Genomic DNA, 23,437 nt, shown 5'->3' on the forward strand with positions numbered 1-23,437 from the left:
AGGGAACGAGTTGGCGAAGACAACACGTTTAGACAAGTACTTAAAAGAGATGCGGGTGGCAACGCGTAGTGAAGCCCACGGGTTGATTCGTGATGGTCATGTTACGGTCAACGGTGTTGTGGCGTCACAGGCACGGCAACCGGTGGATCCGGCAATTGACATTGTTGCTGTTGGCGGTGGGGCCATTGATTATCAGCGGTATTACTACTTTTTAATGAACAAACCGGTTGCGGTCGTGACGGCAACGACAGATAAAACGGCGCAAACCGTGATGGATCTTTTTAACCCAACGGATTATCGGGATGATTTGTTTCCAGTGGGGCGTTTGGATAAGGATACGACTGGGGCACTGCTCATCACAAATGATGGCGACCTTGGCCACCGGTTAACGAGTCCAAAGCACCACGTTGAGAAGGTTTATGAAGCGCACATTACGGGCACGTTATCGAAGGATGACGTGGCCAAAGTGGCGGCAGGCGTTACATTAAAGGACGGGACCACCGTTCGTCCAGCCAAGCTTGTGTTGGGTGACTATGATGTGGCGTTAGACCAGACGACGATTCAATTGACGTTAACAGAAGGCAAGTACCATCAGGTCAAACGGATGGTGGGGAGCCTGGGGCAACGGGTGGTGACGCTATCACGGTTGTCATTTGGGCCCTTGAATGTGACGGCAGGCTTGCTACCGGGGCATTATCGTGCATTAAGCCAAGATGAGGTTATGGCATTACGAGACGCAAGTGAAAAGACACGCGTTTAGGCCATTAAAAAAGATCGCCATTGACGAATTTTTGTCAATGGCGATCTTTTTACGTTAGGAAATGATCACAATGTGTTAGTTAATTGCTGGCAAAGAGTATTGTTTCATGTACCACGGAATCTCTTCCGCAATCTGGGTGGGGAGCACCACGTAGGCGTTATGGGCCAGATCATCCGCAATTTGACTGTGGATGTACACGGCGGCCAGCACCGCGTGAAGCTGATCAGCAAACTGAGCAGTGAACCCGCCGACCATGCCGGCCAAGGTGTCACCCATCCCACCGGTGGCCATGGCTGGGGTTCCGCCAGGATTATCAAAGACTTGTTGTTGATAAATAACCTGAGTATGGTGCTTTTTTAGAACCACAATGCCACCAAGTTGCTGGGCCGCGGCTAGGTTGTTTGCTAGTGTCTGCTGTGAAATGGCGACGCCTGATAACCGTTGCCATTCCATTTCATGAGGTGTGAAGATTAATTTTGCGGCTGGTAAGGCAAGATCATGGGTGGCAATTAAATCAATCGCTGAGCCGTCAATGGTAACGGACTGTTCAGGTGTGACGGTCGCAAACACGCGTTTTAACACGGCTAAACTGGTGGCGTCTGTGCCAAGGCCAGGGCCAATAACGATGCTGGTTGCCTGGTGAACAAGTTGTTCAAGTTGGGTGGGGTCGTGAAAATCAGCGACCATTGCTTCGGGCATGCGCGTATGTAAAGCAGTGATGTTAATAGGATCAGTAAGGGTCGTAGTGAGACCGGCGCCTGAATAAATTCCGGCGGTTGTGGCCATGATGATGGCGCCACCGTACTGTGCGTTTCCACCAATAAGAACAAGCCGGCCGTACGTTCCTTTATGGCTATCGGCTGCCCGGGCGGTAATCGTTTCGTGGAGTAAGGTTTCGGTAATGGGTTGACTGGACATAACAACGCCTCCTTCACCAAAGTATAGCATTTACGTGGTTCAAGCGGGTGTCACAGTGATGAATATGGTAAACTATGGACTGTTAATGATATTTACAAACGGAGTCTTTAATCCAGAATGGAGCGATATTAATGACAGATTGGCGAGCAGAAGTTGATCAACGAAAGGACGCGTTTTTGAGCGACCTGGAAACAATGTTAAAGGTTCCTAGTGTCCGTGACGACAGTCAGGCCACAGAAGATGCCCCACTGGGCCCCGGCCCAAAAGCAGGGCTAGACGCATTTTTGGCCATTGCAAAGCGTGATGGTTTCCGCGTTAAGAATATTGATAATGTTGTGGGCTATGTTGAAGTGGGTGATCCCGACGCAGACGAAACACTGGCAGTCTTGGCCCACGTTGACGTGATGCCGGCTGGTAACGGTTGGGAAACAGATCCGTTTACACCAACAATTAAAGATGATGGGTTCCTGTATGCCCGTGGCGCATCCGATGATAAGGGGCCAGGGATGGCAGCTTACTACGGACTGAAAATTGTGTCCGAACTGGGCTTACCGTTGAAGCGGAAGGTGCGGTTTATCGTTGGGACAGACGAAGAGTCTGATTGGACGGGAATGACCCGCTACTTTGAAGTGGAACCCGCACCAACATTGGGCTTTTCACCCGATGCTGAATTCCCCATCATTAATGGTGAAAAGGGAAACATCACGTTAACCACAACGTTTGCGGGTGAACAGGATTCATCCGCTGTGAATACGTTGGTTCGTTTTGAATCTGGTGAACGGGATAACATGGTCCCAGCAGAAGCCGATGCCGTGGTGAACAGTACAGATGCTGACACATTGGTTGCAGCCTTTGAAGCCTACGTTGCCGCACAACCCGTTGAGGGGACTGCTAGTGTTGAAGCTGACGGTGTGCACCTTCACGTGGATGGTAAGGCGTCTCACGGTGCCTGGCCAGAAAACGGGATCAATGCGGGAACGTATTTGGGGGCCTTTTTAGCCACCCAACCGTTTAGTGGGAGCGCGTTAAACTTCGTATCGTTTATTATGGACGATGTGCACGATGATACCGTTGCAACGCATTTAGACTTAGCCATTACGGATGATGTCATGGGTGCGCTATCCATGAACATTGGGATCATGAAGTATGCTGACGGCAAGGGTGACGTGACCTTAAACTTCCGGTACCCTAAGAACACAACTGCTGAAGCAATTACTGAGGGTGTGACGGCGGCCGCAACAGCGCATCACGGTTCAACCGTTGCTGGTCGGGCCATGGTGCCACACTACGTTTCTGCGGATGATCCGTTGGTTAAGACCCTTCTGAACGTGTACCATGAACAGACTGGACTACCTGCCAAGGAAGAAGTTGTCGGTGGTGGGACGTATGGCCGGTTGATGAAACGTGGGGTTGCCTTTGGGGCCATGTTCCCAGGCGCACCGGACACCATGCATCAGCCAAACGAATGCATTCCTGTTGAAGACTTGTACCGTTCAGCAGCGATCTACGCACAAGGAATCGCTGAATTGGCTGCCCAAGAAGATTAATTAACAGCAATAAAAAACCGCTTGCCCATTTGAGGCAAGCGGTTTTTTTGTAAAATTTAGCGGATGGCAGCTAAGTGGTCGTCGATGTCGGCGAGGACTTCTTTGACGTTCTTAGGGTCTTCTAAATCATACTTTTGTAAGTCGATCTTCATTTTTGGTGACGCGTCGTATTCGCTGTACCATGTCCGGTAAGCAGACCACATCTTGTAGTAGTAATCACGCAGGGATGGATCATCGTCGAATTGTTCGTAGTCTCGACCACGCTTTTTGATCCGGTAAAGGATCGTTTCGAAGTCTGTCTCAGAATATACCATCAAATCTGGGGCCTTCTTTGGCAATTCTTGCAATTCGTTCATCATGTTATCCAGAAGGTTCAGATAAACTTCTAACTCGGTGTTAGAAATGTTTCCCTCTTTGTTATTTTCCCGTGTGAACAAAGCATCTTCGTAAATGGAACGATCGAGCACGTTATTATCATCTGCCAACGCCTTTTTGATCATTGAAAACCGCTTGTTCAAAAAGAAAATTTGCAACAGGAAACCATATTGTTTAGGATCCCGATAGTAAAGGGGTAAAACTGGATTGTCACCAACGGGTTCGAAGAACGCCTTGGTATCTAAGTGGTCTGCGATTAAACCTGTAAGGGTGGTTTTCCCAACCCCAATCATGCCTGCGGTAATTATCACCATAATATCTCCTCGTTCAAAGTTTTAAATGCTACGTTACATCTTACAACATTTTGGCAGGCGATGGGGGACTGATTGTAGACAAGTTATGTGGTTGTAAGCACCAAAAAGCGGCGGACAAGTTCTGCCCGTCGCTAATGAAAATAAATGATTATTTATCTGTGGTGGTCGTTGGTTCTTGGACTGTTGATGAAGCAGGTTTCACTGGGTGACCGTTTGCAATGCGGAGCTCGTCACGAATTTCTGTCAGCAGTAAATCGGTCTTGGCGTCCGCCTTTTCTGTCTCCGTTTTTGGCATGAGCTTGTTAATGGCTTTGACCAATAGAAAGACAACAAAGGCGATGATGAGGAAGTTGATGACTGCATTAATGAAACTTCCCAACTTGAAACTTGCACCGCCAGCCTTAACGATCCAATTGGAAAAATCAATGCCCCCGGTAAAGATACCTAGTAGTGGGTTAATTAAGGTGTTGACCAGCGCGGTCACAATTCCTGTGAACGCGGATCCAATAATCACACCAACGGCTAAATCAATAACGTTTCCACGTGAGATGAACGTTTTAAACTCTTTCCACATAATGGAACCCCCTTTGAAAGTTTAGTAAATTAGGCATCTTCAATTTTACCATGTTTAATTTTAGGAGTGAAAAAAGGTGGCTTTTGATTAATCATCTGAATTGTCGAAATCGGTTACATGATTGTCAAAGCAGGATTTTTTCGGTATGCTGAACGTAACAAGTGAGGAGTGGGTGCGGTGATTAAATTAATTGCGAGCGACTTAGACGAAACGTTGTTGAATACGGACGGAACCCTCGGCCAAAAGAACATTGCGGCCATTAAACGAGCCAGTGCGGCTGGGGTTTACTTTGTTCCAAACTCTGGGCGTGGGTACGCGTCGTTTGAAGATAACCTTCGTGATTTGGGGCTAGCCCAACAGGCGGGTCAATATAAGATTTCTTATAACGGTGCGGCAATTTTGGAGAACAAGGATGATCATGTCCTGGCGACAAATGGCCTGCCGTTTGCGTTGGCGAAGGGCGTCTTTGATACCGGGCGGACGTTTGATGACGTGAGTTGCCACGTTTACTTACTGGATGAGCTGTTTATTTATCACCAAACACCAACGGATGCAGCGTACATGGCCTCTCGACAAGTGCCGTTTGAAAAGATGGAAACACCGGATCTTGATTTTATTAAAGAGCGGCCGATTATGAAAGTCATCTTTGAAACGCCGGATGTGGCACGGCAACATGAACTGGCCGATAAAGTGATGGCGAGTTACGGCGATGAGGTGGACGTGACGTTTTCTTCAGGCCGCTACATTGAGTTTAATCGTAAGGGTATTAATAAGGGGCGCGCATTACTGCAATTGGCTGATTTGCTTGGAATCGATCACGCCGAGACCATGGCCGTTGGGGATAACTTTAATGATTTACCAATGATTGAGGCTGCTGGTGTTGGTGTTGCCGTGGCAAACGCGGTGCCCGAAGTTGCCGCAAAAGCAGATGTCCAGACGGTGGCGACTAATGATGATGGCGCACTAGCCGAACTGATTGATCAGTATGTATTTGGAAAGGATGTTAATGGCAACAATTGATGAGCAGCTGGATCGTGCACAGGCACGCCAGCAACTGATTGCGGTATACAACTTTGTGGATGAAGGGACGTTTTCCGTTGGCTATGTGCTTCAGCAGGATGAGACCCATGTGTTACTGAAGGTGATTGATCCCAACGGGTCCATTAATGGCTTACAGTTGATTAGTAAAGCGTTTATTGACCGGGTCGTAATGCGATCGGATTATTTGCGGAGTAGCGAGGTGTGGCAGCATGTGGCTGAAACAAACGGCTATGCTGATCCATGGCACCTAGCGACAACGCAGCAACGCTTAACATTAACACCGACTAAACTGATGACATCGCTGTTACGAGACGCCTTGCAGCAAAAGCTCATCGTTAACCTTGGCACGATTCGTCAGTTAGAAGATGATGAGGTGGAGGATGCCAGTTTTACCGGCTTTGTTGGCGATTATGTAGGTGAGGCGGTTGCACTAAACTACTTGGATCCGTGGAATTTAACGGATGCCTGGCAAATTGACATTGAGGTTTCTGCCATTAGTTATGTCCGCGTTGGTGCCGGCGAATGTGTCAAAATGCAGGCGTTAATGGAGCAGTACACAGATGAAACGTTTTAATGATTTCATTTAGTTAACCCGCGTTGTTTATTTGATAAAAATTCCGATTAAAACTAGAAAAAAGGCTTGCCGCCGGGCGTGAGTTCGTGTAAACTTATACTTTGTTGAGAGATTACATCAACATGCCCCTGTGGCGGAATTGGCAGACGCGCAGCGTTCAGGTCGCTGTTCACCTTGGTGAGTACTGGTTCGAATCCAGCCAGGGGCACTCGGAGCTCCATTACGAATCATTGAAATATCGCTTCTAACGTTGATATGCCAGCGTTTAGAAGCGATATTTTTTTGCTGTTTTTTTCATAGAATTTCATGAAATTTCACGAAATTGAGAGCGTTTTGAGAGCAAGATTGGTTACTGCGAGCAAAGTTGGTGGTTGCTCGCAGCTAATTAATGCTGCTTCGATTAAGCCCACGATCAATAAATTTTGTCCGTGAAAAGGCAGCACTCACTTTTTGGTTTTGCTGTGCCTTAAACTCTTGCTGTAAATGTGAGTAGATGTTCAGGGTGGTCGTAAAGTTCTTATGGCCTAACCGCTCACTGATCTCATAGATTGAGACATCTTGTGAGAGCAAGTAACTGGCGTGAGTATGGCGGAGGGCATGAAAGGTTACTTCTTTGATGTGTAGTTTCTGACATGCAGATTTCAAGACCTTGTTAACGCCATTATTTGAGGGTACTACGCCATTCTCATTTACGAACAGTAACTTATTCGGGTTATGAATTTCTAGCGCTTGTTGGGCCTGAAAGAGGGCGGCGAGACGGGTAGACAGCTCATCATTGATACTGATCGTCCGCCGTGACTGAACATTCTTAGTTGGCTTAAAACCATGGGTTGTCCAGTCATACGTGTTCTCTACTCGAAGCGTTTGATTAATAACGTCGAAGTCCTGCTCTTGTAAACCTGCCACTTCGGCAATGCGCATTCCTGTGAAAAGGGCAGTGAGGATCATCGCATAACTGGGCGCTTCAGGAGTGATTTTTGTTTCACTATAATTGATGAGCTTCCACATCGAAGCCCCGTCAAGATACTTCAATGCTTTATCTTTCCCATCGTTACCAGTAATTGATGTGTGCGCTGTAAAATCACGCCTTAGTAGACCATCATCCATAGCTGACCGCACTGCCATCTTGACGTGGGTATCAACTTTCATGCTACTCTCACGACTGTGTGTTGCTCCGAATTCGTTGAGAAACTGTTGGTAACCGCTACGTTTGCTGGCAACAAGCTTGGTTCGGCCAAAGTTCTCCTTAATAATACGTTGTGTGTTTCGATACCATTGTTGAGTGGCTGGGGCGATTTTAGATTCTTCATAAGTTTCGTACCATTCCATGAAGTAATCATAAAAGGACTGTTTGCTTTCAACAATCCCGTCATCAACGAGCTTTTGGTGGTCCATCTGTTCAGCCCAACGTTGAGCTTCGATCTTACTAGGGAACGTTTTCGCCTTGGCTTTACGTTCACCGTTGCGGGCATAGTAGAATGCTCGTGCTTGGTATTTACCATTACTGCGTTTTGTAATTGATGCCATTGTTAATCTCCTTGTTTGCCTGGGCAGGTCAAATGTCGGAGAAAGTTAATTTGTGGCTTCACTTCCTTTCAGGTAAACTAGTATATGAAAAGCGCACGTGGATAACGTGTTGTTTAGCTAGCGCACATCATTCTTCTTGGCGGGAGGGGATGTGCGCTTTTTTAGTTTAAGTACGTTACCGCAGCAACATATCCTGCCGCAGCGGATGGTGAATTCGAAATAGATACGTTGCTAATTTCATGCTTTGAACCAAACGCATTGATCTCTCTTTCAAGTCCTTTAAGCGTGAGGGTAGAAAGTAACTTAACCTGAACTCTTTGCCCTGAAGTGTGATTAAACATAGTTTTCTCCTGCTTTCTGTAGAATATAGGTACCGACATCGTCAGAGACGTGCGGTTTTGTGTGGAAACTTCCGCCAAGTGAGTTGCACACCTGATGACGGTCTGTCACGGAAACCTGCTAGTAGCTGTTTCTTAGTGGGGTTGGAGAAAACGAGCGAGATAAAAAAACATAGGGGTGCTACTAGCAATGGACCTAGTTGGACTCGAACCAACGACCGGACGGTTATGAGCCGTCTGCTCTAACCAACTGAGCTATAGGTCCGAAAAGCCCATCGTGGGCTTTTTTATTTCCAAGCGCCGCCAAGGAACGGTGGTAAAAGGAACACGACTACACCAATCAGTAGAAGAAGCCAGCCAAGTAGAGCTAAGGGGCGGTTGGTGGTCACATAATTGACAAACCAACCATTTACCCATTTAGTTGTAATTATTAAAAGAAATAGGCCAACCACGGCAATGCCGAGACCTAAGTACATAATTATTTGCATGTTAATCGCTTCCCTTTATTTGATTTAGCACTTTGAAAACTTCCGCCAAGTGAGTTGCACACCTGATGATGATCTGTCACGGAAACCTGCTAGTAGCTGTTTCTTGGTTTTGTGCAAAACAAACAAGAAAGCATAGGGGTGCTACTAGCAATAACCCCGGTTGGAATCGAACCAACATATCTCAATAGTGGAGTGTTCTACCAGTTAGACTACGGGTTTGCCGACGTAGTTAAAAAGTTATGTTTTTTTATTCGACTTTATCATACGTAATGACATATGATCCTAGCGTACTGGTAGTCTTTTTTACTTTGACAATAATCTTTTGGCCTTTCTTAACGTGGGGATTGTCGTTTGAAACAAAATTCAAATGTTTGCCGGATTCGATGTTATATCCAAAAGCACTATTTGGATCAAGCTTATCAACTTTGATACTGATAGTTTTGCCTTTAATATCTGCACCTTTGTTTAATTTTGTTTCAGCTTGATCAGTGGTGTAATCGGCTTTTACAGTTTTGTTTGAACACCCGGTAACGGTGAAAAAGAGACCGAGAATAGCAATAACGAATAGTACATTTTTGAACGTTTTTTTCATGGTATTAACCTTTCTTGTGTTGTTATTTATTTACCATACAAATTCCATACCGTTGTTTTATCTTGCTGAATTGTTTTTCCAGTATACAGAGGGGGTTGCTGTAAACTACCATCGGAATTTTCTACATAGACAGTAGTAAAGCCCTCTTGATCATCATCACGAACTAACATGGTTCCATCTGTTTTCCAACCATATTGCATGTCGTCCCCGTTTCTTGCAGATGAATAAGCAGAGCCAACGTACTTTTGAACGTGCGCTACGGAAAGTTGACCAAATACCTTAGCCTTTGACTGAAGCGTATCGTGATCCTGTTTTGACTTCTCTGCTGTCTTGCTTTGATCCTTATAGGCCTTAGCAGCCTTATCTTGGAGTGATTTTGGAGAGCCGCCGATCAACTGATCATTACTAAAATCCAGATCATCGTTGCCATAGTATAAGGTACTGTCGTTCCTGTCGGTTGGTTGGCCCATAATTTTGATGACCTGTTCAGAGGACATACCAATTTTGAGATTAGCATATTTGTCGATAGTGGAGGTAGCGTTTTGAGATCTTGATGCATTACTACGAGAACTTGAAGAGGATGAAGTACTTGATTTCAAAGAATAGGTAGAACTTTTACTAAACGATTTCTGCTGAGACTGTTGGTAATTATTTTGTGATTGAAATTTGTTAGCCCATGGAGCGAGATTGATTAATTTAGAGGCCGGTACGGAAAGCAACATCAAACCAATGAGTGCTATCCAATTTAACCTTTTATTTCCAGACCTTTTAACTAGTCTGTACACGATAAAACAAATTCCAATGGTTACCGTTAACCCTAACAGAAAGCCGAATACCCCAATAAGGTTTAAAATAAACTTCATTTTGTTCTTCCTTTCGAATTATCATGGAAAGCTGCGAGCAAATGAATCGGTTAAAACAGAGCTGAGTTTTTCTTGATATGCGCTCTTTATTAATTAAACGCAGAGCCATGAAAAAGGATTACACTTTTTTTAATCCGTCCGCTAGTATTGTAATTGCTAAGTCGGGTCCAGAAGATTGAGGGGTAACACCAAATGTAGAAATTCTGATGTTAGAAATCCCATCGAGTTTGTTTTCTAATGCGCGCTTTTTTAGCTTATGAATTGTTTGATTCAATAATTTATCCAAATCCTTTTCTTTGAAACCAACTAAATGATTAGAATCAACGGAAGTGGCAATCAGCAGTTCCACGCTAGTATATCCCTCAGGTGTGGGACCAGCTGTAGTGACTTCTAATAATGATTTGTTGAACATTACTATTCTCCTTATTTATAAACGAGTTTAATTGCTATTTTTGACATTAATAATGCAATGGTAAATTTTTTTATTGAATTGAATCCATGTGGGACGGAAGCGTTGCAGAAAAATCGCGAACTTCATCCACATCAACTAAATGATCATCGTTTTTGTCGAGAGCCTTATCAGATAAATTAATTTCCTTTAATTTTATTGTACTGATTGTCCAAGTCTTGTTTTTATCGTAGGTCCCATCACTTTCATCGTAATATCCATGTATATTCATTTGAATGGCGTTAAAGTTAGTCCAGCCATGAGAACGTTTAACAACATATAGCGCATAGTAAGCATAACTTTCAGGGTCTGAAGAAGGGTGAAAACCCTTCGCTACCGTTAAAACTAAAATAGAATTTTTTTGACTTTTTATGCTAATTTGCGGATCAGAATAATTATCTGTTTGCTTTTGAAAATTCTTCTTGAAAGAAGATGCTTCAACGGATAATGAAACTGACAATCCTAAAGTCAAAGTTATGAAAAATAACAACAAGCTTTTAATTAAAATTTTCAAAGTGTCTGTCAACCATTTCTTAGTTTTCAGTAATTGTGCCATCTGGATAAACAGCCACAGATTGTGCCGTTCCGGTCATGGAGCCGTTTTTGATTTGATCATGTGAAATAGCTTTAACAAAGTAGAAACCACCCATTTCAGCGGGATTGCCTAAGCATTCCCACTGCCAGTCACCGTTAGCAGTACCATATTTTTCTTCTGCTAGGGCAATGGCCTGTTCGGCAGAGTTTATTACTGTACTATCAGATGCTGATGTTTGCTGAGTTTGGATATTATCGTTTGAAGGTGAGGTAGAAGAAGAAGCTTGTAAACTAGTTGTGGATGTATTTTGCGAATCACCACTTGTTTGTGAACCAGATAAAGCCGTTGCACTTGAGTAGTTTGAAGACGATGTCGAACGCTTGGCTTGCAATTTTTGGTGAGTTTTTTTTGTTGTATGCGTACTCGAACTGTTATTTTTTGACGAGTTATAATTGTTGGTGTTATTGGGATGACCATTGTTGCCGCATGCTGCTAGTAGTAAGGTACTTAATAAAATCGTTCCTAATGTAATTGATTTTTTCATCATAGCTCCCAATGATTGTCTTAGTTTCGTTGCTTAGTTGATGATTCGCAAACATAATTAATTTATTGAATCATATCTAAATACTACGGGTACAGTTCCTTTTAGTCAACGCGATAATAATTTAGTCAGAATGAATGGTAAAGCATGGGAGGTGGAAAGGTGCTCTTCGAACGAATTATGCACGGAGTAAACGCTGATATTTAAAACAGCAAATAGAGGCTTGCAATCAACGTTGATTGCAAGCCTCCATTATTTCATTGAATTAAATTGCTCATCAATGACGATAACACCGAAGTAGGCCCTTATCCCTGTCAGGAGGCCAATGCTGATGAACGAAACAGCACTACCTGTTTTGGCTGAGGTACTTGTAAACGGCAGGCGGCCATGTGGGTGACCATTAGTCGTTGGCATCACTAGCCGTCAAGCCGGTGACTGTAAGCGAAGCTGCATTTACTGGCGGTGTCAATATAAGTGGTGTAATAAAACCAATTAAGACGACCAATAATTGGAATATAACGACTGATTTAGCTTTTTGATTTTAAAAACTTTCCCTCTGTTTCCCAATGACTTGTGCACAGGATAATTTCATCATAACGATTCTGGAAAATCGGGATAACCTCCTCGCTTTTGAACGGATTTAAGGAAGGCACAGTGGCATTATTTTTAGCCGGAGGTTCCTAGACGATTGGTTGTGGACATGTTAAAATTAGTTTGCTCAATAAAAATGTAAACGATTTAACGTTAATTAGACTTAAGAAATATAATCTTAAAACTAAGAAGGCTTTATAATGATATACGAATCGAGACGGAAGCTATTAGCGAAGCAAACGAATAAGAACCGGTTGTTGGTGCCCGTTATGTTTGTGACGATGGGGACGGTTAGCTTGTTTTCATTTGGGGGACCGACAACGGTTGCTCATGCGGATAGTGTGCCGACTGCGCCATCGACTGATAACGGGACATCTCAAGCAACTTTAGCAACGGCATCCAGTTATTCGTTAAGCGCGGCTGATTCGACGGCAAGTGTTGCGGCTAGCGTGGCAACCTCAAGCAGTGCTAGTGCCATTAAAAGTGCTACGAGCGAGACGGTCAGGCAAGCGTTCGCTATACCTGTGAGCGCCCACTCGGCTGCAACTGAACCCATGAACGCGGCCTCAGCGGCAACTTCAACCGCAACGAGTTCTGTTTCAGCGACAACAAGTACGGCTAGCGCAAGCACTAGTGTGGCAACATCGCAAGCCCAATCAGTGGCGCCAAAAGCCATGATGAGTTTAGCAAGCACACCAGCTTCCACTGTAACAGCGCCAACGTTAACGCAAGCGCCGACGTTATCAAACTTTTTTGTAAGTCCTAACGGGAACTATGTATTATACAATGCTCAAGCAACGCTTGATTTATACCCATACAACGTTTCAAATCATAATAAACAGTTGTATGGCTTTTATGTTGTTCTACCACAATCGATTACAGGACAGTCGTTAGATAAAATGCAAAGTGCCGCGGATGCACTTGTGACCCAGATGAAGGCTCTGGGATTTACCATTGACACACTGACTGTGGTGCAACTCAACGATACAACTGACGGTCGTGAAGTGTATTACTTTAGACCAAACGATGGTGCCAATGATACCGGAGCGACCATTCCAGACTCATCAAAATGGGCAACGCTTCATTTACCGATCAATACCGGAGCGGATGTTAGTTCAACCCCTAAGACGATTCAAATGAATGCAAATACAATGTCTGAATTAGCAACAAACGGGGTCCTCTTTGCTGGTTCAAGTTCATACACCGTTCCAGGAGCGCCGTACCCAACGGTTTCATCCGCAAGTTTAGGGATTAACGCACCAGACGCAAATTTAATGGGAATTGTCTATACGGGGATTGGCAGAACGCTGACATACATGCACGTTAACGTTACTGACACGTATAACGTTGTTGATGCCCAGACGGGAAAGGTCATTAAGACCTTAACGAAGAGTGGGCAGGATGGCACACAATATTCGCGGCAGGGGTTTGTTGATACACTTGTTGCATTAGGCCTTGATCCAACCGTTTATAATGGTCAGAGCATGAGCATTAATGATGGGACGCTTACTGATGAAGTGACGTTTTCACCGTCCGTTTGGAATTCTTCAGGCCAAGTAAATGTGCCCGGGCAAACATACACAATTACGGTTGGTCGCGTTAAAACGAGCATTAACGGCCATGATAGTAACTTGATTGCCGGTTCAAGCACCAAGTGGCAAGCAAGTGATAACTTTGATGGTGCAACCGATATTAATGGGAATCCGGTGTCGTTGAGTGATGTCAAAGTTTCCGGTTCGGTCAACCCACAAGCCGCTGGTGATTATCCGGTAACCTACAGTTATACGGACGCCCAAGGGAATGTCGTTAGTAAGAAAGTCACCGTTCACGTGACGGCAAGTAAGGCCAGTATCGCTGGTCATGACAGCACCTTGATTGCTGGTCCAAACACGAAATGGCAAGCAAGTGATAACTTTGACGGCGTAACGGACGCTAATGGAAACCCAGTAACGTTAAACAACGTTTCAGTTTCCGGTACCGTGAATCCACAAGTTCCAGGCGACTATGCGGTAACCTATAGTTATACGGACGCTCAAGGAAATGTCGTTAGTAAGAAAGTCACCGTTCACGTGACGGCAAGTGAGGCCAGTATCGCTGGTCATGACAGCACCGTGATTGCCGGTCCAAACACGAAATGGCAAGCAAGTGATAACTTTGATGGCGCGACTGATGAAAATGGCAATCCGTTGCAGTTGAGTGATGTCACAGTTTCCGGCAGTGTGAATCCACAAGTCGCTGGTGATTATCCAGTAATCTATAGTTATACAGACGTTCAAGGAAATGTCGTTAGTAAGACGGTCACCATTCACGTGACAGCTACTAAGGCCAGTGTTACCGGTCATGACAGCACCGTGATTGCTGGTCCAAACACAAAATGGCAAGCAGGTGATAACTTTGACGGCGCAACGGACGCCAATGGCAATCCGTTGACGCTTACCGATGTCACAGTTTCCGGTACCGTGAATCCACAAGTTCCTGTTGACTATGCGGTGACGTATAGTTACACGGACGCCGAAGGGAACCAAGTTAGAAAAAACATTACTGTTCATGTGATTAAAAATAACGATGCAGGTAATGGTGGTAATCAGCAAGGCAACGGTGGGAACGGAACTTCGGAAACGCCAACGACGCCTGGAACAACGGGGACCGGAACAACCGGAACTGGCTCCGCCACAACAACGGGGTCGACAGCACAACAAAGTTCACTAACTCAAGCAGGCGCAACCACAGCGCGTCCGTCACGGCCTGCAAATAATGCGAATCAACAAGAGCAGGCGGAACTTCCTGAAACGGGAGAACAGCACAGTAATCCGTTTGCAGTGATTATGTTGGCCGTTTTGGGACTGCTCGGATTGGTGGGTTACCGGCCCAAACATCGGAAACGGAATTAATGACTGATAAATGGTGATTTACCGAGATTAAAATAACGTGAACGCTTAATGGCAGTTTTTCGCCGTGAGCGTTCACGTTATTTGTTTGGACTGAAAAAGGGTGACTGGGTCGTGCTTCTGCTGCAAAAGCGAGTTTTTTTAGAAAGTGACGCCATCAACCGGGCTAACTTGCCAAGTGATCGTGTGGCCTGTTTGATCTGTCGACGTCCACGTCCCAAAGGAAACCGAATCACCATCATTAGTGTACGGAATATCAAAATTAGCAATGTGAATGGTGTCTTTCGTGATCGTGTAGTCGATGCTACTAGACGGATTGTAACTTCCGATCCCCTTGATCATGGCAGAAGAGTCACTGTCGAAACGAATGAGCATCGCCGAATCATGAACCAGGTTTTGCGGGGCTTTGTTCGCGGTCATGGCCTTGTCAGTAGCCTCACCGTCATACTGAATGGGGGTGACACGATAACTCTTACCGAGTAGTCCACGACTGACCCCCGTGATGGATGATGTTGATGCGGAATCAACGGGGGTCGATTCTTGTGATGTTACTGATTGTGCATTTGATTGTTTTGATCGATCGTTACTGACATGAACCTGACTCGTCGAAATTGATTGTGAATTATAACTGCCGTTAGGATGATTGGCAGCACCACAGGCTGTGAGAATTAGCAGGCACAGCATTACGATGGCTAGGCCAAGTGTTTTTTCATTGGAACTCCCCGAAGATAAGTTAATGGTAAAAGTTTTTTCATCAGAAACGGGTTTAATCACAGACCTGACTGACGCACCCCAAAATTAGACGTGACGCGTTTCTGATGTCACTATAATACACTAAACGATGGCGCAATGGGTGTTGATTTACTGAATGACGCCATGCGTTGATGTTTCAAACCTCGAACATCATTGGTACTATTAACTTGACTGTGGATAACTAATTTTAAGAAAAATGAGGAACCTTGACCATGGATAAGGACCGTTTGGCCGCGTTCACTGACGCGGTGCTGGCAATTATCATGACCATTCTTGTGTTGGAATTAAAAAAGCCGACCAACCTTACAATTGCTGGATTGTGGGCGCTAAGGCTAAATTTTTTTGCTTATACGCTCTCATTTTTTTGGTTAGGTCTTATGTGGATTACGCATCATAATAGCTGGGTCAAAATTAAGAAGGTCAGTACGCAAACAATTATTTATAGTTTATTAATGCTCTTTTTCGCATCATTTTTCCCATATACGACAGCGTTAGTTGCTGACAACTTTCAAAATGCTGTGGCACAGAGTGTTTACGGCATCATTGTGCTGGCAGTGACGTTTTCGAACCTGGGGATTTCACATTCGATTAACGTGGCCAATGAGGATGTGCATTTAGGATTGTTATACACAATTTCGGATGCCGCAGTGGTGCTTGACATTACAATCAAGATAATCGGGTTGGTCCTAACGATGACCATTTTTCCACCAGCAACACTGATTGCAGTGTTTTTATCAATGATGTCATTTGGATTTAATCGCCATACGTGGGCGAGTGGTGTGTAACCATTTAATAAACGGGAATCAAATAAAGCATGAACAACATCATGGTCGAGGTTGTTCATGCTTTATTTGGTTGATTTTGCGTTTAAGGATTCGGTTAATGTTTGAACGCTGTTAGTGAGAACCGTTAACTGCTTTTGTTGTTGCTGGTTTTGTTCTTGTAATTGCTTCAGCTCAGTCAGGAGTGCTTCGGTCGTTGCTTTTTCCTGCTGGGTTGATCCTTGAGCAAAGTAAGCTGTGAGGGTACTGGTCAACATTCCCACAAACCCGACACCAACCAGCATAAGGACAATGGCGACTGCCTTACCAGTCGCGGTGTGGGGCGAAATGTCACCATAACCCACCGTTGTTGCCGTGGTGATGGACCACCAGAGGGCGTTTCCAAAGGACGTTTTCTCAACCGTTGAGTAGATGGAAGCCGCTAGGAGAATAACGGTGATGCTGGCGTACAGAAGGTAAATGAACCCGTTTGTTTTAAGAAAATCGGCCAGTTTGTTTTTAAGTTTACCAATCACCCCCGCCATGCGAAAAATCCGAAAGAGACGAACGATTCGGAAAATGCGTGAGAAACGAAAGAGGGCAAACATATAATTGACCGGGATAATGGCTAGCAAATCTAGCATGTGCGTTCGAACATAGCTGCGTTTTGAATCAGCGGTCATTAGACCATTCAGGTAGTCAATCACGAAGAGGGCCCAGATGGTGTTATCAATGAATGAAAATGGGGGTTGGGTAAGATTGATTTCACCGGTTAAGTCGAAAAGAGTGAGCCCAATCGATGTGACCGCGAGCAGGACGATCAGCAGGTCATACCCCCGGCGCAATGAAGTTTTCGTCATGGTTGATGTTGTTCCCTTTGCTAAGATTTTAATTATTATTTTGAATGCGGTCGTCTTCAAAGTGGTGGTCTTTCATTTGGTTAGCCAGTCGTTTAGAGGTATAGAAGTGCTGATTCGTCCAAACATCCACGCCACCCGCGGCAAAGAGAACGGGCGTCTTTTTGCCGTTGATTGTTTCTTGACCAACCCGGTAAAAGTCACCATCCCCGGCAGACTGGTACCAACCTTTGAGGTTGATCCACCGTTGTCCTTTATAAGTAACTGAGCTGTAAATCGCCCAGTGATCGCGCTTATTTTTTTCGCTTGTTGTGCTTACCTGCCGTTTGCCGCTTAAAATCGCCTTATCAGCAGCTGTCCGGTTTGTAACGGTGTGGATGAGGACCGTGGTGTCACCACTCATTAATTTATTACCAGCAAAGGTGAGCTGGTCGAGCTTCTTTGTGTCGGCATTAACCCCATACCAGGTCTGGTTAAATGATGCAGGAAAGTGAGCCGTGCGTGCCGTCGTCGGTTTTGATTGGTGGCTTGTTGCACGCGGACGGTCCGCAGCTTTGGAGCAACCAGCTGCCAACGTGACGACACTAAGAACTGTGATCAACCATATCACCAATCTTTTCATGTTAACCTCACCTTTGTTTGTTGAGTTAGTTTGCTGCCGAAAAAATCACGGCTGCAATTATCGTGATAATTAGTAGGACACCGGTCAAACTTCCGACAATAATCATTCCCAACTTACCGGTAGTTTTAGCAGCCTTGGTAGTGGTCAATCGCCCAATAAAATAGGTCGTTAAAAACCCGCCAAAAAAAAGGCTATTTATTACAAAAAGGGCGAAAAAGATGAAGAAGCAGTAAAGTGTTGCAGTCATGAGTGATTCCTCCAGAAGAATGAATTGAGTTCAATAAAGGTGCCGGCAATTTAGCTTTCCAAACGCTAATTATAATGAAATAAATTATATCATAGCCGGAACAACTTCAGTAGAAGGAGGACACCGGCTATTTAATTAAGAATATTAGATTGACTTTTATATTATATGACATATAATATAGTCATAAACAAAGGAAACGCAGTCAAGGAGGCCAGTGCGATGAGTATTCAAATCAGTACTGAACTGCTGGATGGCATGGTTCTTGCGTTACTTAGCCGTGAAGATTATTACGGTTACGCCTTAACACAACGAATTCAGGAATCAATTACGGTTTCTGAATCAACCATGTATCCAGTTTTGCGGCGGTTAAGAAAAGAGGATTGGCTGACAACGTATGATCAACCATTTCAAGGTCGAAACCGCCGGTATTATAAAATTACAGCCGCTGGTCGTGAGCGGTTAGCAGAAATATTGCATGAGTGGGGCGCCTATAAAGATAGTTTAGATAAAATCTTGTTACCACCGGCACACATGCAAGCAAAGGGGGAAAAAGGCGATGACAAGTGAAGCCTATTTAAGTGAACTAGAACGGCGGTTGCATAATTTAACGGCGGCTGAACGTGCTGATGTGATGGATTTTTACACGGAGTACGTGAACGATGCGGGATTGACATCGGGGGATGCAATCATTGAAAAACTGGGGACGCCAAAGCAACTGGCACGGAAAGTTCTAGCCGATTATTCCATTCGTGAAAATGAAACAGCTGAGCAAAAGGGTGAACGGCGGAGTCCACGATCAAACGCCAACATGGTGTGGCTCATCATTTTGGCCGTCTTATCGACACCGGTGACCATTCCGGTGGCCATTGCGATTGTGGCATTATTATTACTGTGCGTGTTTATTTGCGCCCTCATAATTGGAACCGGCATTTTCGTGGCCTTAGTCTTGTTAGCGGTCGGGATCTTTGTCGCCGGAATGGCGTTTTATACCGGGTTTAGTTTGTTGTTTACCCATTTGTTTGTTGGGTTAGCTTACCTGGGAATTGGGTTTACTGGCCTGGGGATTGCGCTGATGCTGATTCCAGCATGCTACTACCTGATTCGGGTTCTCATCCAAATGACCGCAAACTTCATTCGGTTCATTTACCGGAAATTGAGCAGCCGGCGGCAACAGCCTAAGCAACCAAAGGGGGACCAATAAAATGAAACGAACGTTTAAGATTGGGATTTGGGTCCTAGTGGTCGGGGTGATTTTGATCATGATTGGCGCCATCACGCACAGTTTTCGGGACGTGACGTACAATAAAAACTTCCGACCAGAGTTAGCACAAACGAAAACCGTTACGAAGCACGTTAAGGCATTCGACACATTGACCGTTAACCTGAAGTCAAGTCAGTTGCGGGTCAAAGAGGGCGATGAATTTCGCGTTCAAATGCGTGGAGAAAGTAAGGCATTGCCAACCGTTGAACAAACAGGTAAAACTTTAAAAATCACCCAACATCGCAGTGAAAACCAACACGTCCAGTGGGGGTTTGAAAACAACGAGGGTGGTTTGATCAACTTTAGCGCTAATGACGGAAAGATGGCCGACCGGACGGTGGTTGTGACCGTTCCTCGAGGAACCAAACTAAACGTGATCAACGCACACAATGATGACGGCAGCATTCGGATGACGGATGTTTCAACGAAAAAGTTGACGGTTAATTCAAATTCAGATGTTAGTTTGGAAACCATGACGATCGAAAAGCCAACCACCATCAAAGCCGATGGTGTTTACGTTGAAAACGTAACGTTAACTAATCCACAAATCACATCAAGCGATGATGTTGCACTGAAAAACGTGACCTTGAACCAGGGGACGATCAAGCTAAATAATGGTGATTTCCGGATGCATGACGGGAGCTTTACCGGGGTTGTGAGCGTCTTTAATGACGATGGTGACAACACGGTGGTTGGCGCGGATCATAGCAAGGGTTACATCATCTCGCATACGAGTGGTGGTAACGCACTGTTTGATCAGGCCAACAGTGATGGTGGACAATTGCAACAAAACGAAACCAATGCAGATCGGTTGCAATTGAACACCAATGATGGTGATAATTCAGTTAAGTAAACAATCAACGAAGGAGGACTGAACCATGAAAAAGCAATTAACAAAATCAAATGACAGGGTGCTAGCCGGTGTTTTTGGTGGGGTTGCTGAATACTTCAACTGGGACAAGGCGTTGACCCGTGTAATTGGGAGTATCCTCATCTTGTCATCCATCGGGACAGGACTTGTGGTTTACGCCATTGCAGCCTTAGTTATGCCAGACGCGGATGATTCGCAGTCAAATGGGCCGCGGCAAGGCCATCATCAAGATGAAACCAACACGTTTGACGGGGAGTTTACCGACCCCGACCAAAAGCGGTAATAACCGCTACTAAAAACTGCCGTAAGCATTTAATGCTTACGGCAGTTTTTTACGTTATTTGAGTATCAGTAACAATTGGCTCATGGCCATTGCATTGATTAGGAAGTGAACCATAACGGACGTAAATTGTTTATGTGTTCGCTGGTAGACAAAGGCCAGGACACTGCCCATGAAGAAATAAATCAAGAAACTAATGACGTTGCTAGAGGCATGGCCGGCAGAAAAGAGAATGCTTGAAAGAATGATCTTCGGCCATAGTTTTGTTTGATCAAAAAAGAGGTTTGTGAACACACCACGAAAAACGAGTTCCTCTAAAAACGGGGTGAGGAAAACCGTTGAGACCACGATGGCGACGAGGGCGACTGGACTGGTTTTGAGCATGCTTGCAATTGCATCATTATTTTCAGTTGACCGCTGATGGTAAAGCAGTTGTTGGAGAGCCATCAGACCATTTTCACCAACTAAAATAACAACGTAGGCAAGTAGTGCAATTCCAACATCGCGAAGGTGAAAGTCATGGAATAACCGCTCATTAGACCAGTGCCGAAACCGACGGAATGCAATCCAAATACAGAGGCCAAAGAGAGCCCAATAGGCGATGAGAAGCCCGTAACCACTCGGATTATGGAAGCTTGTTTTGGGTGCAAATAACAGAAGCATCGGGGGAAGCTGGACCATCAAACAGAGCAGGATGGTCTCAATAATCCGGTCAAACCGGGAAGTTTGGGTCGCGTCAAGTGGTTTATTCATGGGTGGTTGACTCCTGTTGTTTTTGCTGGTGGCGTCGTAGTTGCCAGATCTTAATCCAGGCAATGAGCCCGGTCGTTATCAAAAAGGCCCCGATCCAGAGGACAGCTAACGGTAGACCGGTAAGGTGCTGAATTTCCGTGATCCAGACAACCCCGCCAAAAATGGCGGCAGCAAGTAGGAAAATAATGGCAGTGATAATGTGGCGCATGGTGAACCTCCTTTAATCGTGGCTTTATTGTAGCATAGTCGTTAAGTGACGCTCTGAATAGTTGGCATTAAAAAAGGACCAACATTGCTGTTGATCCAACCAAGAGGCGGCACGTGGTGATCACCACTGTTTGCATTGGCCTGCGCCCAACCAGATGTTGGGTATGAACCGTTGCGCTCAGAAGCAAGGGGGCCACGTGCGGTCGGGGATGAGGATTGCGCTTTTGCACGACGGCTCACACAACATTCGACACCTTGGCGTGCTTCTTGGTACTCTGATTATCCGAGAATGAGCTAACCGGTGCAAATTATCTGTCTTTTAAATATCTATAAAAGGGTTGCTTTTTTTCGTTCCTTACGTACAATTGAATTGTGTTAGTTGGTAAATAAAAAAGGATCTTAATTACAAAGGGGGCTGAAAAATGGCAGATGCAGTAAAGCCACGCCTGTTAGATGAACAGCTTTGTGTAGCGGTTTATAACGCCAATAAATTGTTTAATCATTTCTATACAGAAGCTTTAAAACCATTCCATTTGACGTACGCACAGTACATTACACTTTGTGCGTTATGGGAAGAAGATGGGCAAAATGTGCGCGAACTGGGGGAACACCTTAGTTTGGACAGTGGCACGTTGACGCCCATGCTCCGGCGGTTAGAAAATAACGGCTGGGTACAACGGCAACGGTCAAAGGAAGATGAACGGCAGGTTAACGTGACCCTAACAGAAATGGGTCGTGGAAAACGTGACGAAATCTATGCTCAAGTTAATTCGTGCATGGATCTGTTGGGCTATGACAAGTCAGCGTACGCTGATGCTCGGAGCAGTGCACGGGGATTATCCACGCGGTTAACGGCGATTAGTGACGAAGAATTGAAGGACTAACGGCGGATTTCAACGGCTGATTAGTGTCGTTCAAAGCGTTCAGAAGGGTTGTTTGATAACAACTTTTGAACGCTTTTTTTGTGGTTTCAATGAAAGACTGGTAAGAGAGCACGTTCCCCGGTATTTCACGGGGGGCTGTGCTAAGATTGAACAAGATCTTTTAGTGAAGGACGTGAAGAAAAATGGGCAAGATTAGAATTAATAACATGAGTTTTCACACTTATAACGGCGTGTATGCCGAAGAAAAAAAGCTTGGGCAACGGTTAGAAATGGACGTTGAACTTGCTTACCCCATTGAAACAAAGGTTCATGACGACGATTTAACAACGACCATTCATTATGGTCACGTTTATAATGACATTGAAGATTTTGTGTTAACGCACCCCTATAACTTAATTGAATCATTGGCAAACAACACGCTTGCAATGCTTCAAGCAAAGTACCCACAGGCAACGGGGATTAAATTACGGGTCCGCAAATACGCGGTGCCGATTGCCGGCATTTTTGACAACATTGAAATTGAAGTGACGGGAGGCGACCTCCAATGACCACGGCTTATTTAAGTTTGGGCGCTAATATTGGTAATCGCCGCAAACATTTGTTATACGCAATTGCGCGTTTACGTGCAGATCAAGCAACATCAGCGATGGCTGTTGCCCATTTTTATGAAACGGCACCAGTGGGTGGTGTCAGTCAACCTGACTTTTTGAACACAGCCATTGCAGTTGAAACGAGTCGGTCGGCCGAATCGTTACTCACGTTTATCCATGAATTAGAGCAGGCAGAACACCGGCACCGCTTCGTTCACTGGGGCCCCCGGTCGTTAGATATTGACATTGTTTTTTATGGCACGGCGCACATTCATACTGAAACACTAACGGTACCGCATCCAGAAGCTGCCAATCGACGGTTTGTATTGGAACCGCTGTTAGAAATAAGCGGGGCAGATCGACAATTGCAACGGCAGTTAACGGATTGGTTAGCGGAGACATCAGATCATCAACCGATTCAGCGATTAGGGTAAAGA

The 23,437-nt window shown here is 45.0% G+C and carries 30 protein-coding genes and 3 tRNA genes; 14 read left to right on the forward strand and 19 right to left on the reverse strand.

The annotated features are described in order from the left end of the window. The first annotated feature begins 10 nt into the window (after positions 1-10). Positions 11-760: a pseudouridine synthase gene (locus ACRYI5_RS00425; protein ID WP_448223853.1), complete on the forward strand. Its 750-nt coding sequence runs from the start codon at positions 11-13 to the stop codon at positions 758-760. Between the two features lie 75 nt (positions 761-835). On the opposite strand, the gene ACRYI5_RS00430 is transcribed toward ACRYI5_RS00425, so the two are convergent. After that, a complete protein-coding gene (locus tag ACRYI5_RS00430) occupies positions 836-1,678 on the reverse strand; it encodes an NAD(P)H-hydrate dehydratase (RefSeq protein WP_448223854.1) in 843 nt (280 codons plus the stop codon). Between the two features lie 131 nt (positions 1,679-1,809). Here ACRYI5_RS00430 and pepV point away from each other — a divergent pair, with 131 nt between their 5' ends. Beyond that, the gene (gene pepV / locus ACRYI5_RS00435) at positions 1,810-3,225 is read left to right on the forward strand and encodes a dipeptidase PepV (RefSeq protein ID WP_448223855.1); all 1,416 of its coding nucleotides are present in this window, start codon (positions 1,810-1,812) and stop codon (positions 3,223-3,225) included. Positions 3,226-3,281: 56 nt separating this feature from the next. Here pepV and ACRYI5_RS00440 read toward each other — a convergent pair whose 3' ends face one another. Further along, a complete protein-coding gene (locus ACRYI5_RS00440) occupies positions 3,282-3,914 on the reverse strand; it encodes a deoxynucleoside kinase (protein ID WP_448223856.1) in 633 nt (210 codons plus the stop codon). Positions 3,915-4,062: 148 nt separating this feature from the next. Continuing rightward, positions 4,063-4,488, reverse strand: a complete 426-nt coding sequence (gene mscL / locus ACRYI5_RS00445) for a large-conductance mechanosensitive channel protein MscL (RefSeq protein ID WP_448223857.1) — start codon at positions 4,486-4,488, stop codon at positions 4,063-4,065. A 177-nt stretch (positions 4,489-4,665) separates the two neighbouring features. Between mscL and ACRYI5_RS00450 the strand changes: the two genes are divergently transcribed. The 3 genes from ACRYI5_RS00450 (at position 4,666) to ACRYI5_RS00460 (ending at position 6,311) form a co-directional block, all read left to right on the forward strand. Then, the gene (locus ACRYI5_RS00450; protein WP_448223858.1) at positions 4,666-5,508 is read left to right on the forward strand and encodes a Cof-type HAD-IIB family hydrolase; all 843 of its coding nucleotides are present in this window, start codon (positions 4,666-4,668) and stop codon (positions 5,506-5,508) included. Beyond that, positions 5,495-6,103: a hypothetical protein gene (locus tag ACRYI5_RS00455; protein WP_448223859.1), complete on the forward strand. Its 609-nt coding sequence runs from the start codon at positions 5,495-5,497 to the stop codon at positions 6,101-6,103. The genes ACRYI5_RS00450 and ACRYI5_RS00455 overlap by 14 nt, the downstream gene beginning before the upstream one ends. A gap of 124 nt (positions 6,104-6,227) precedes the next feature. After that, positions 6,228-6,311, forward strand: a tRNA-Leu gene (locus ACRYI5_RS00460). A 173-nt stretch (positions 6,312-6,484) separates the two neighbouring features. Here the strand turns inward: ACRYI5_RS00460 and ACRYI5_RS00465 are convergent. The 10 genes from ACRYI5_RS00465 to ACRYI5_RS00510 form a co-directional block, all read right to left on the reverse strand. Next, positions 6,485-7,630, reverse strand: coding sequence for a site-specific integrase (locus ACRYI5_RS00465; RefSeq protein ID WP_448223860.1), 1,146 nt, complete (start codon positions 7,628-7,630; stop codon positions 6,485-6,487). Between the two features lie 529 nt (positions 7,631-8,159). Beyond that, a tRNA-Ile gene (locus ACRYI5_RS00470) sits at positions 8,160-8,233 on the reverse strand. Positions 8,234-8,255: 22 nt separating this feature from the next. After that, positions 8,256-8,456 (reverse strand): hypothetical protein, encoded by a 201-nt coding sequence (locus ACRYI5_RS00475; protein WP_448223861.1) that lies wholly within the window; start codon positions 8,454-8,456, stop codon positions 8,256-8,258. 151 nt (positions 8,457-8,607) lie between these two features. Beyond that, positions 8,608-8,675, reverse strand: a tRNA-OTHER gene (locus tag ACRYI5_RS00480). Between the two features lie 28 nt (positions 8,676-8,703). Next, positions 8,704-9,048 (reverse strand): hypothetical protein, encoded by a 345-nt coding sequence (locus tag ACRYI5_RS00485; protein WP_448223862.1) that lies wholly within the window; start codon positions 9,046-9,048, stop codon positions 8,704-8,706. A gap of 26 nt (positions 9,049-9,074) precedes the next feature. Continuing rightward, the gene (locus ACRYI5_RS00490) at positions 9,075-9,911 is read right to left on the reverse strand and encodes a hypothetical protein (RefSeq protein WP_448223863.1); all 837 of its coding nucleotides are present in this window, start codon (positions 9,909-9,911) and stop codon (positions 9,075-9,077) included. 118 nt (positions 9,912-10,029) lie between these two features. Next, positions 10,030-10,323: a hypothetical protein gene (locus tag ACRYI5_RS00495; RefSeq protein ID WP_448223864.1), complete on the reverse strand. Its 294-nt coding sequence runs from the start codon at positions 10,321-10,323 to the stop codon at positions 10,030-10,032. A 70-nt stretch (positions 10,324-10,393) separates the two neighbouring features. Further along, complete coding sequence (locus tag ACRYI5_RS00500; RefSeq protein ID WP_448223865.1) at positions 10,394-10,915, reverse strand: hypothetical protein; 522 nt, start codon at positions 10,913-10,915, stop codon at positions 10,394-10,396. Beyond that, complete coding sequence (locus ACRYI5_RS00505) at positions 10,893-11,438, reverse strand: hypothetical protein (protein ID WP_448223866.1); 546 nt, start codon at positions 11,436-11,438, stop codon at positions 10,893-10,895. The genes ACRYI5_RS00500 and ACRYI5_RS00505 overlap by 23 nt, the downstream gene beginning before the upstream one ends. A gap of 249 nt (positions 11,439-11,687) precedes the next feature. Further along, on the reverse strand, positions 11,688-11,849 hold the full coding sequence (locus ACRYI5_RS00510; RefSeq protein WP_448223867.1) for a hypothetical protein: 162 nt from the start codon (positions 11,847-11,849) through the stop codon (positions 11,688-11,690). 377 nt (positions 11,850-12,226) lie between these two features. Between ACRYI5_RS00510 and ACRYI5_RS00515 the strand changes: the two genes are divergently transcribed. Continuing rightward, the gene (locus tag ACRYI5_RS00515; RefSeq protein ID WP_448223868.1) at positions 12,227-14,917 is read left to right on the forward strand and encodes a bacterial Ig-like domain-containing protein; all 2,691 of its coding nucleotides are present in this window, start codon (positions 12,227-12,229) and stop codon (positions 14,915-14,917) included. A 138-nt stretch (positions 14,918-15,055) separates the two neighbouring features. On the opposite strand, the gene ACRYI5_RS00520 is transcribed toward ACRYI5_RS00515, so the two are convergent. Beyond that, positions 15,056-15,688 (reverse strand): hypothetical protein, encoded by a 633-nt coding sequence (locus tag ACRYI5_RS00520; RefSeq protein ID WP_448223869.1) that lies wholly within the window; start codon positions 15,686-15,688, stop codon positions 15,056-15,058. Positions 15,689-15,879: 191 nt separating this feature from the next. Here ACRYI5_RS00520 and ACRYI5_RS00525 point away from each other — a divergent pair, with 191 nt between their 5' ends. Continuing rightward, the gene (locus ACRYI5_RS00525; RefSeq protein ID WP_448223870.1) at positions 15,880-16,452 is read left to right on the forward strand and encodes a TMEM175 family protein; all 573 of its coding nucleotides are present in this window, start codon (positions 15,880-15,882) and stop codon (positions 16,450-16,452) included. Between the two features lie 62 nt (positions 16,453-16,514). Here the strand turns inward: ACRYI5_RS00525 and ACRYI5_RS00530 are convergent, their stop codons facing one another. Genes ACRYI5_RS00530 through ACRYI5_RS00540 form a run of 3 tightly spaced genes read right to left on the reverse strand, consistent with a single transcriptional unit; the run spans position 16,515 to position 18,154 of the window. Then, the gene (locus ACRYI5_RS00530; protein ID WP_448223871.1) at positions 16,515-17,288 is read right to left on the reverse strand and encodes a potassium channel family protein; all 774 of its coding nucleotides are present in this window, start codon (positions 17,286-17,288) and stop codon (positions 16,515-16,517) included. A 28-nt stretch (positions 17,289-17,316) separates the two neighbouring features. Then, the gene (locus ACRYI5_RS00535) at positions 17,317-17,907 is read right to left on the reverse strand and encodes a hypothetical protein (protein ID WP_448223872.1); all 591 of its coding nucleotides are present in this window, start codon (positions 17,905-17,907) and stop codon (positions 17,317-17,319) included. A gap of 25 nt (positions 17,908-17,932) precedes the next feature. Further along, positions 17,933-18,154, reverse strand: coding sequence for a hypothetical protein (locus tag ACRYI5_RS00540; RefSeq protein ID WP_448223873.1), 222 nt, complete (start codon positions 18,152-18,154; stop codon positions 17,933-17,935). A gap of 219 nt (positions 18,155-18,373) precedes the next feature. Between ACRYI5_RS00540 and ACRYI5_RS00545 the strand changes: the two genes are divergently transcribed. From ACRYI5_RS00545 to ACRYI5_RS00560, 4 genes are read left to right on the forward strand one after another with little or no spacing between them, the layout of a single operon-like run. Beyond that, entirely contained in the window at positions 18,374-18,721 is a 348-nt protein-coding gene (locus ACRYI5_RS00545; protein WP_407880199.1) for a PadR family transcriptional regulator, read from the forward strand. Continuing rightward, entirely contained in the window at positions 18,711-19,355 is a 645-nt protein-coding gene (locus ACRYI5_RS00550) for a DUF1700 domain-containing protein (RefSeq protein ID WP_448223874.1), read from the forward strand. Before ACRYI5_RS00545 ends, ACRYI5_RS00550 begins: the two co-directional genes overlap by 11 nt. A gap of 1 nt (position 19,356) precedes the next feature. After that, the gene (locus ACRYI5_RS00555) at positions 19,357-20,268 is read left to right on the forward strand and encodes a DUF4097 family beta strand repeat-containing protein (protein ID WP_448223875.1); all 912 of its coding nucleotides are present in this window, start codon (positions 19,357-19,359) and stop codon (positions 20,266-20,268) included. A 25-nt stretch (positions 20,269-20,293) separates the two neighbouring features. After that, a complete protein-coding gene (locus ACRYI5_RS00560) occupies positions 20,294-20,569 on the forward strand; it encodes a PspC domain-containing protein (protein WP_448223876.1) in 276 nt (91 codons plus the stop codon). A 54-nt stretch (positions 20,570-20,623) separates the two neighbouring features. Here the strand turns inward: ACRYI5_RS00560 and ACRYI5_RS00565 are convergent, their stop codons facing one another. Both ACRYI5_RS00565 and ACRYI5_RS00570 read right to left on the reverse strand, forming a co-directional pair. Further along, the gene (locus tag ACRYI5_RS00565; RefSeq protein ID WP_448223877.1) at positions 20,624-21,319 is read right to left on the reverse strand and encodes a CPBP family intramembrane glutamic endopeptidase; all 696 of its coding nucleotides are present in this window, start codon (positions 21,317-21,319) and stop codon (positions 20,624-20,626) included. After that, positions 21,312-21,527, reverse strand: coding sequence for a hypothetical protein (locus ACRYI5_RS00570; RefSeq protein WP_407880190.1), 216 nt, complete (start codon positions 21,525-21,527; stop codon positions 21,312-21,314). Before ACRYI5_RS00570 ends, ACRYI5_RS00565 begins: the two co-directional genes overlap by 8 nt. A gap of 421 nt (positions 21,528-21,948) precedes the next feature. On the opposite strand from ACRYI5_RS00570, the gene ACRYI5_RS00575 reads away from it, so the two are divergent. The 3 genes from ACRYI5_RS00575 to folK all read left to right on the forward strand — a co-directional run bounded on the left by ACRYI5_RS00575 (position 21,949) and on the right by folK (position 23,434). Beyond that, positions 21,949-22,410: a MarR family winged helix-turn-helix transcriptional regulator gene (locus ACRYI5_RS00575; RefSeq protein ID WP_448223878.1), complete on the forward strand. Its 462-nt coding sequence runs from the start codon at positions 21,949-21,951 to the stop codon at positions 22,408-22,410. A 182-nt stretch (positions 22,411-22,592) separates the two neighbouring features. Further along, positions 22,593-22,958 (forward strand): dihydroneopterin aldolase, encoded by a 366-nt coding sequence (gene folB / locus ACRYI5_RS00580; RefSeq protein ID WP_407880187.1) that lies wholly within the window; start codon positions 22,593-22,595, stop codon positions 22,956-22,958. After that, positions 22,955-23,434 carry a 2-amino-4-hydroxy-6-hydroxymethyldihydropteridine diphosphokinase gene (gene folK / locus ACRYI5_RS00585; RefSeq protein WP_448223879.1) on the forward strand — a complete coding sequence of 160 codons (480 nt, stop codon included), beginning with the start codon at positions 22,955-22,957 and terminating at the stop codon, positions 23,432-23,434. The genes folB and folK overlap by 4 nt, the downstream gene beginning before the upstream one ends. The last annotated feature ends 3 nt before the right edge of the window (positions 23,435-23,437 follow it).

The organism is Furfurilactobacillus sp. WILCCON 0119 (assembly GCF_053471565.1).

Bases quoted from the DNA above. Each gene is read 5' to 3' on its own strand.
- ACRYI5_RS00455 (WP_448223859.1), top strand. From the start codon at position 5,495: ATGGCAACAATTGATGAGCAGCTGGATCGTGCACAGGCACGCCAGCAA.
- folK (WP_448223879.1), top strand. From the start codon at position 22,955: ATGACCACGGCTTATTTAAGTTTGGGCGCTAATATTGGTAATCGCCGC.
- ACRYI5_RS00485 (WP_448223862.1), bottom strand. From the start codon at position 9,048: ATGAAAAAAACGTTCAAAAATGTACTATTCGTTATTGCTATTCTCGGT.
- ACRYI5_RS00490 (WP_448223863.1), bottom strand. From the start codon at position 9,911: ATGAAGTTTATTTTAAACCTTATTGGGGTATTCGGCTTTCTGTTAGGG.
- folB (WP_407880187.1), top strand. From the start codon at position 22,593: ATGGGCAAGATTAGAATTAATAACATGAGTTTTCACACTTATAACGGC.
- ACRYI5_RS00575 (WP_448223878.1), top strand. From the start codon at position 21,949: ATGGCAGATGCAGTAAAGCCACGCCTGTTAGATGAACAGCTTTGTGTA.
- ACRYI5_RS00550 (WP_448223874.1), top strand. From the start codon at position 18,711: ATGACAAGTGAAGCCTATTTAAGTGAACTAGAACGGCGGTTGCATAAT.
- ACRYI5_RS00475 (WP_448223861.1), bottom strand. From the start codon at position 8,456: ATGCAAATAATTATGTACTTAGGTCTCGGCATTGCCGTGGTTGGCCTA.
- ACRYI5_RS00465 (WP_448223860.1), bottom strand. From the start codon at position 7,630: ATGGCATCAATTACAAAACGCAGTAATGGTAAATACCAAGCACGAGCA.
- ACRYI5_RS00500 (WP_448223865.1), bottom strand. From the start codon at position 10,915: ATGGCACAATTACTGAAAACTAAGAAATGGTTGACAGACACTTTGAAA.
- mscL (WP_448223857.1), bottom strand. From the start codon at position 4,488: ATGTGGAAAGAGTTTAAAACGTTCATCTCACGTGGAAACGTTATTGAT.
- ACRYI5_RS00495 (WP_448223864.1), bottom strand. From the start codon at position 10,323: ATGTTCAACAAATCATTATTAGAAGTCACTACAGCTGGTCCCACACCT.
- ACRYI5_RS00570 (WP_407880190.1), bottom strand. From the start codon at position 21,527: ATGCGCCACATTATCACTGCCATTATTTTCCTACTTGCTGCCGCCATT.
- pepV (WP_448223855.1), top strand. From the start codon at position 1,810: ATGACAGATTGGCGAGCAGAAGTTGATCAACGAAAGGACGCGTTTTTG.
- ACRYI5_RS00560 (WP_448223876.1), top strand. From the start codon at position 20,294: ATGAAAAAGCAATTAACAAAATCAAATGACAGGGTGCTAGCCGGTGTT.
- ACRYI5_RS00525 (WP_448223870.1), top strand. From the start codon at position 15,880: ATGGATAAGGACCGTTTGGCCGCGTTCACTGACGCGGTGCTGGCAATT.
- ACRYI5_RS00565 (WP_448223877.1), bottom strand. From the start codon at position 21,319: ATGAATAAACCACTTGACGCGACCCAAACTTCCCGGTTTGACCGGATT.
- ACRYI5_RS00510 (WP_448223867.1), bottom strand. From the start codon at position 11,849: ATGCCAACGACTAATGGTCACCCACATGGCCGCCTGCCGTTTACAAGT.
- ACRYI5_RS00505 (WP_448223866.1), bottom strand. From the start codon at position 11,438: ATGAAAAAATCAATTACATTAGGAACGATTTTATTAAGTACCTTACTA.
- ACRYI5_RS00430 (WP_448223854.1), bottom strand. From the start codon at position 1,678: ATGTCCAGTCAACCCATTACCGAAACCTTACTCCACGAAACGATTACC.
- ACRYI5_RS00555 (WP_448223875.1), top strand. From the start codon at position 19,357: ATGAAACGAACGTTTAAGATTGGGATTTGGGTCCTAGTGGTCGGGGTG.
- ACRYI5_RS00535 (WP_448223872.1), bottom strand. From the start codon at position 17,907: ATGAAAAGATTGGTGATATGGTTGATCACAGTTCTTAGTGTCGTCACG.
- ACRYI5_RS00545 (WP_407880199.1), top strand. From the start codon at position 18,374: ATGAGTATTCAAATCAGTACTGAACTGCTGGATGGCATGGTTCTTGCG.
- ACRYI5_RS00440 (WP_448223856.1), bottom strand. From the start codon at position 3,914: ATGGTGATAATTACCGCAGGCATGATTGGGGTTGGGAAAACCACCCTT.
- ACRYI5_RS00515 (WP_448223868.1), top strand. From the start codon at position 12,227: ATGATATACGAATCGAGACGGAAGCTATTAGCGAAGCAAACGAATAAG.
- ACRYI5_RS00540 (WP_448223873.1), bottom strand. From the start codon at position 18,154: ATGACTGCAACACTTTACTGCTTCTTCATCTTTTTCGCCCTTTTTGTA.
- ACRYI5_RS00530 (WP_448223871.1), bottom strand. From the start codon at position 17,288: ATGACGAAAACTTCATTGCGCCGGGGGTATGACCTGCTGATCGTCCTG.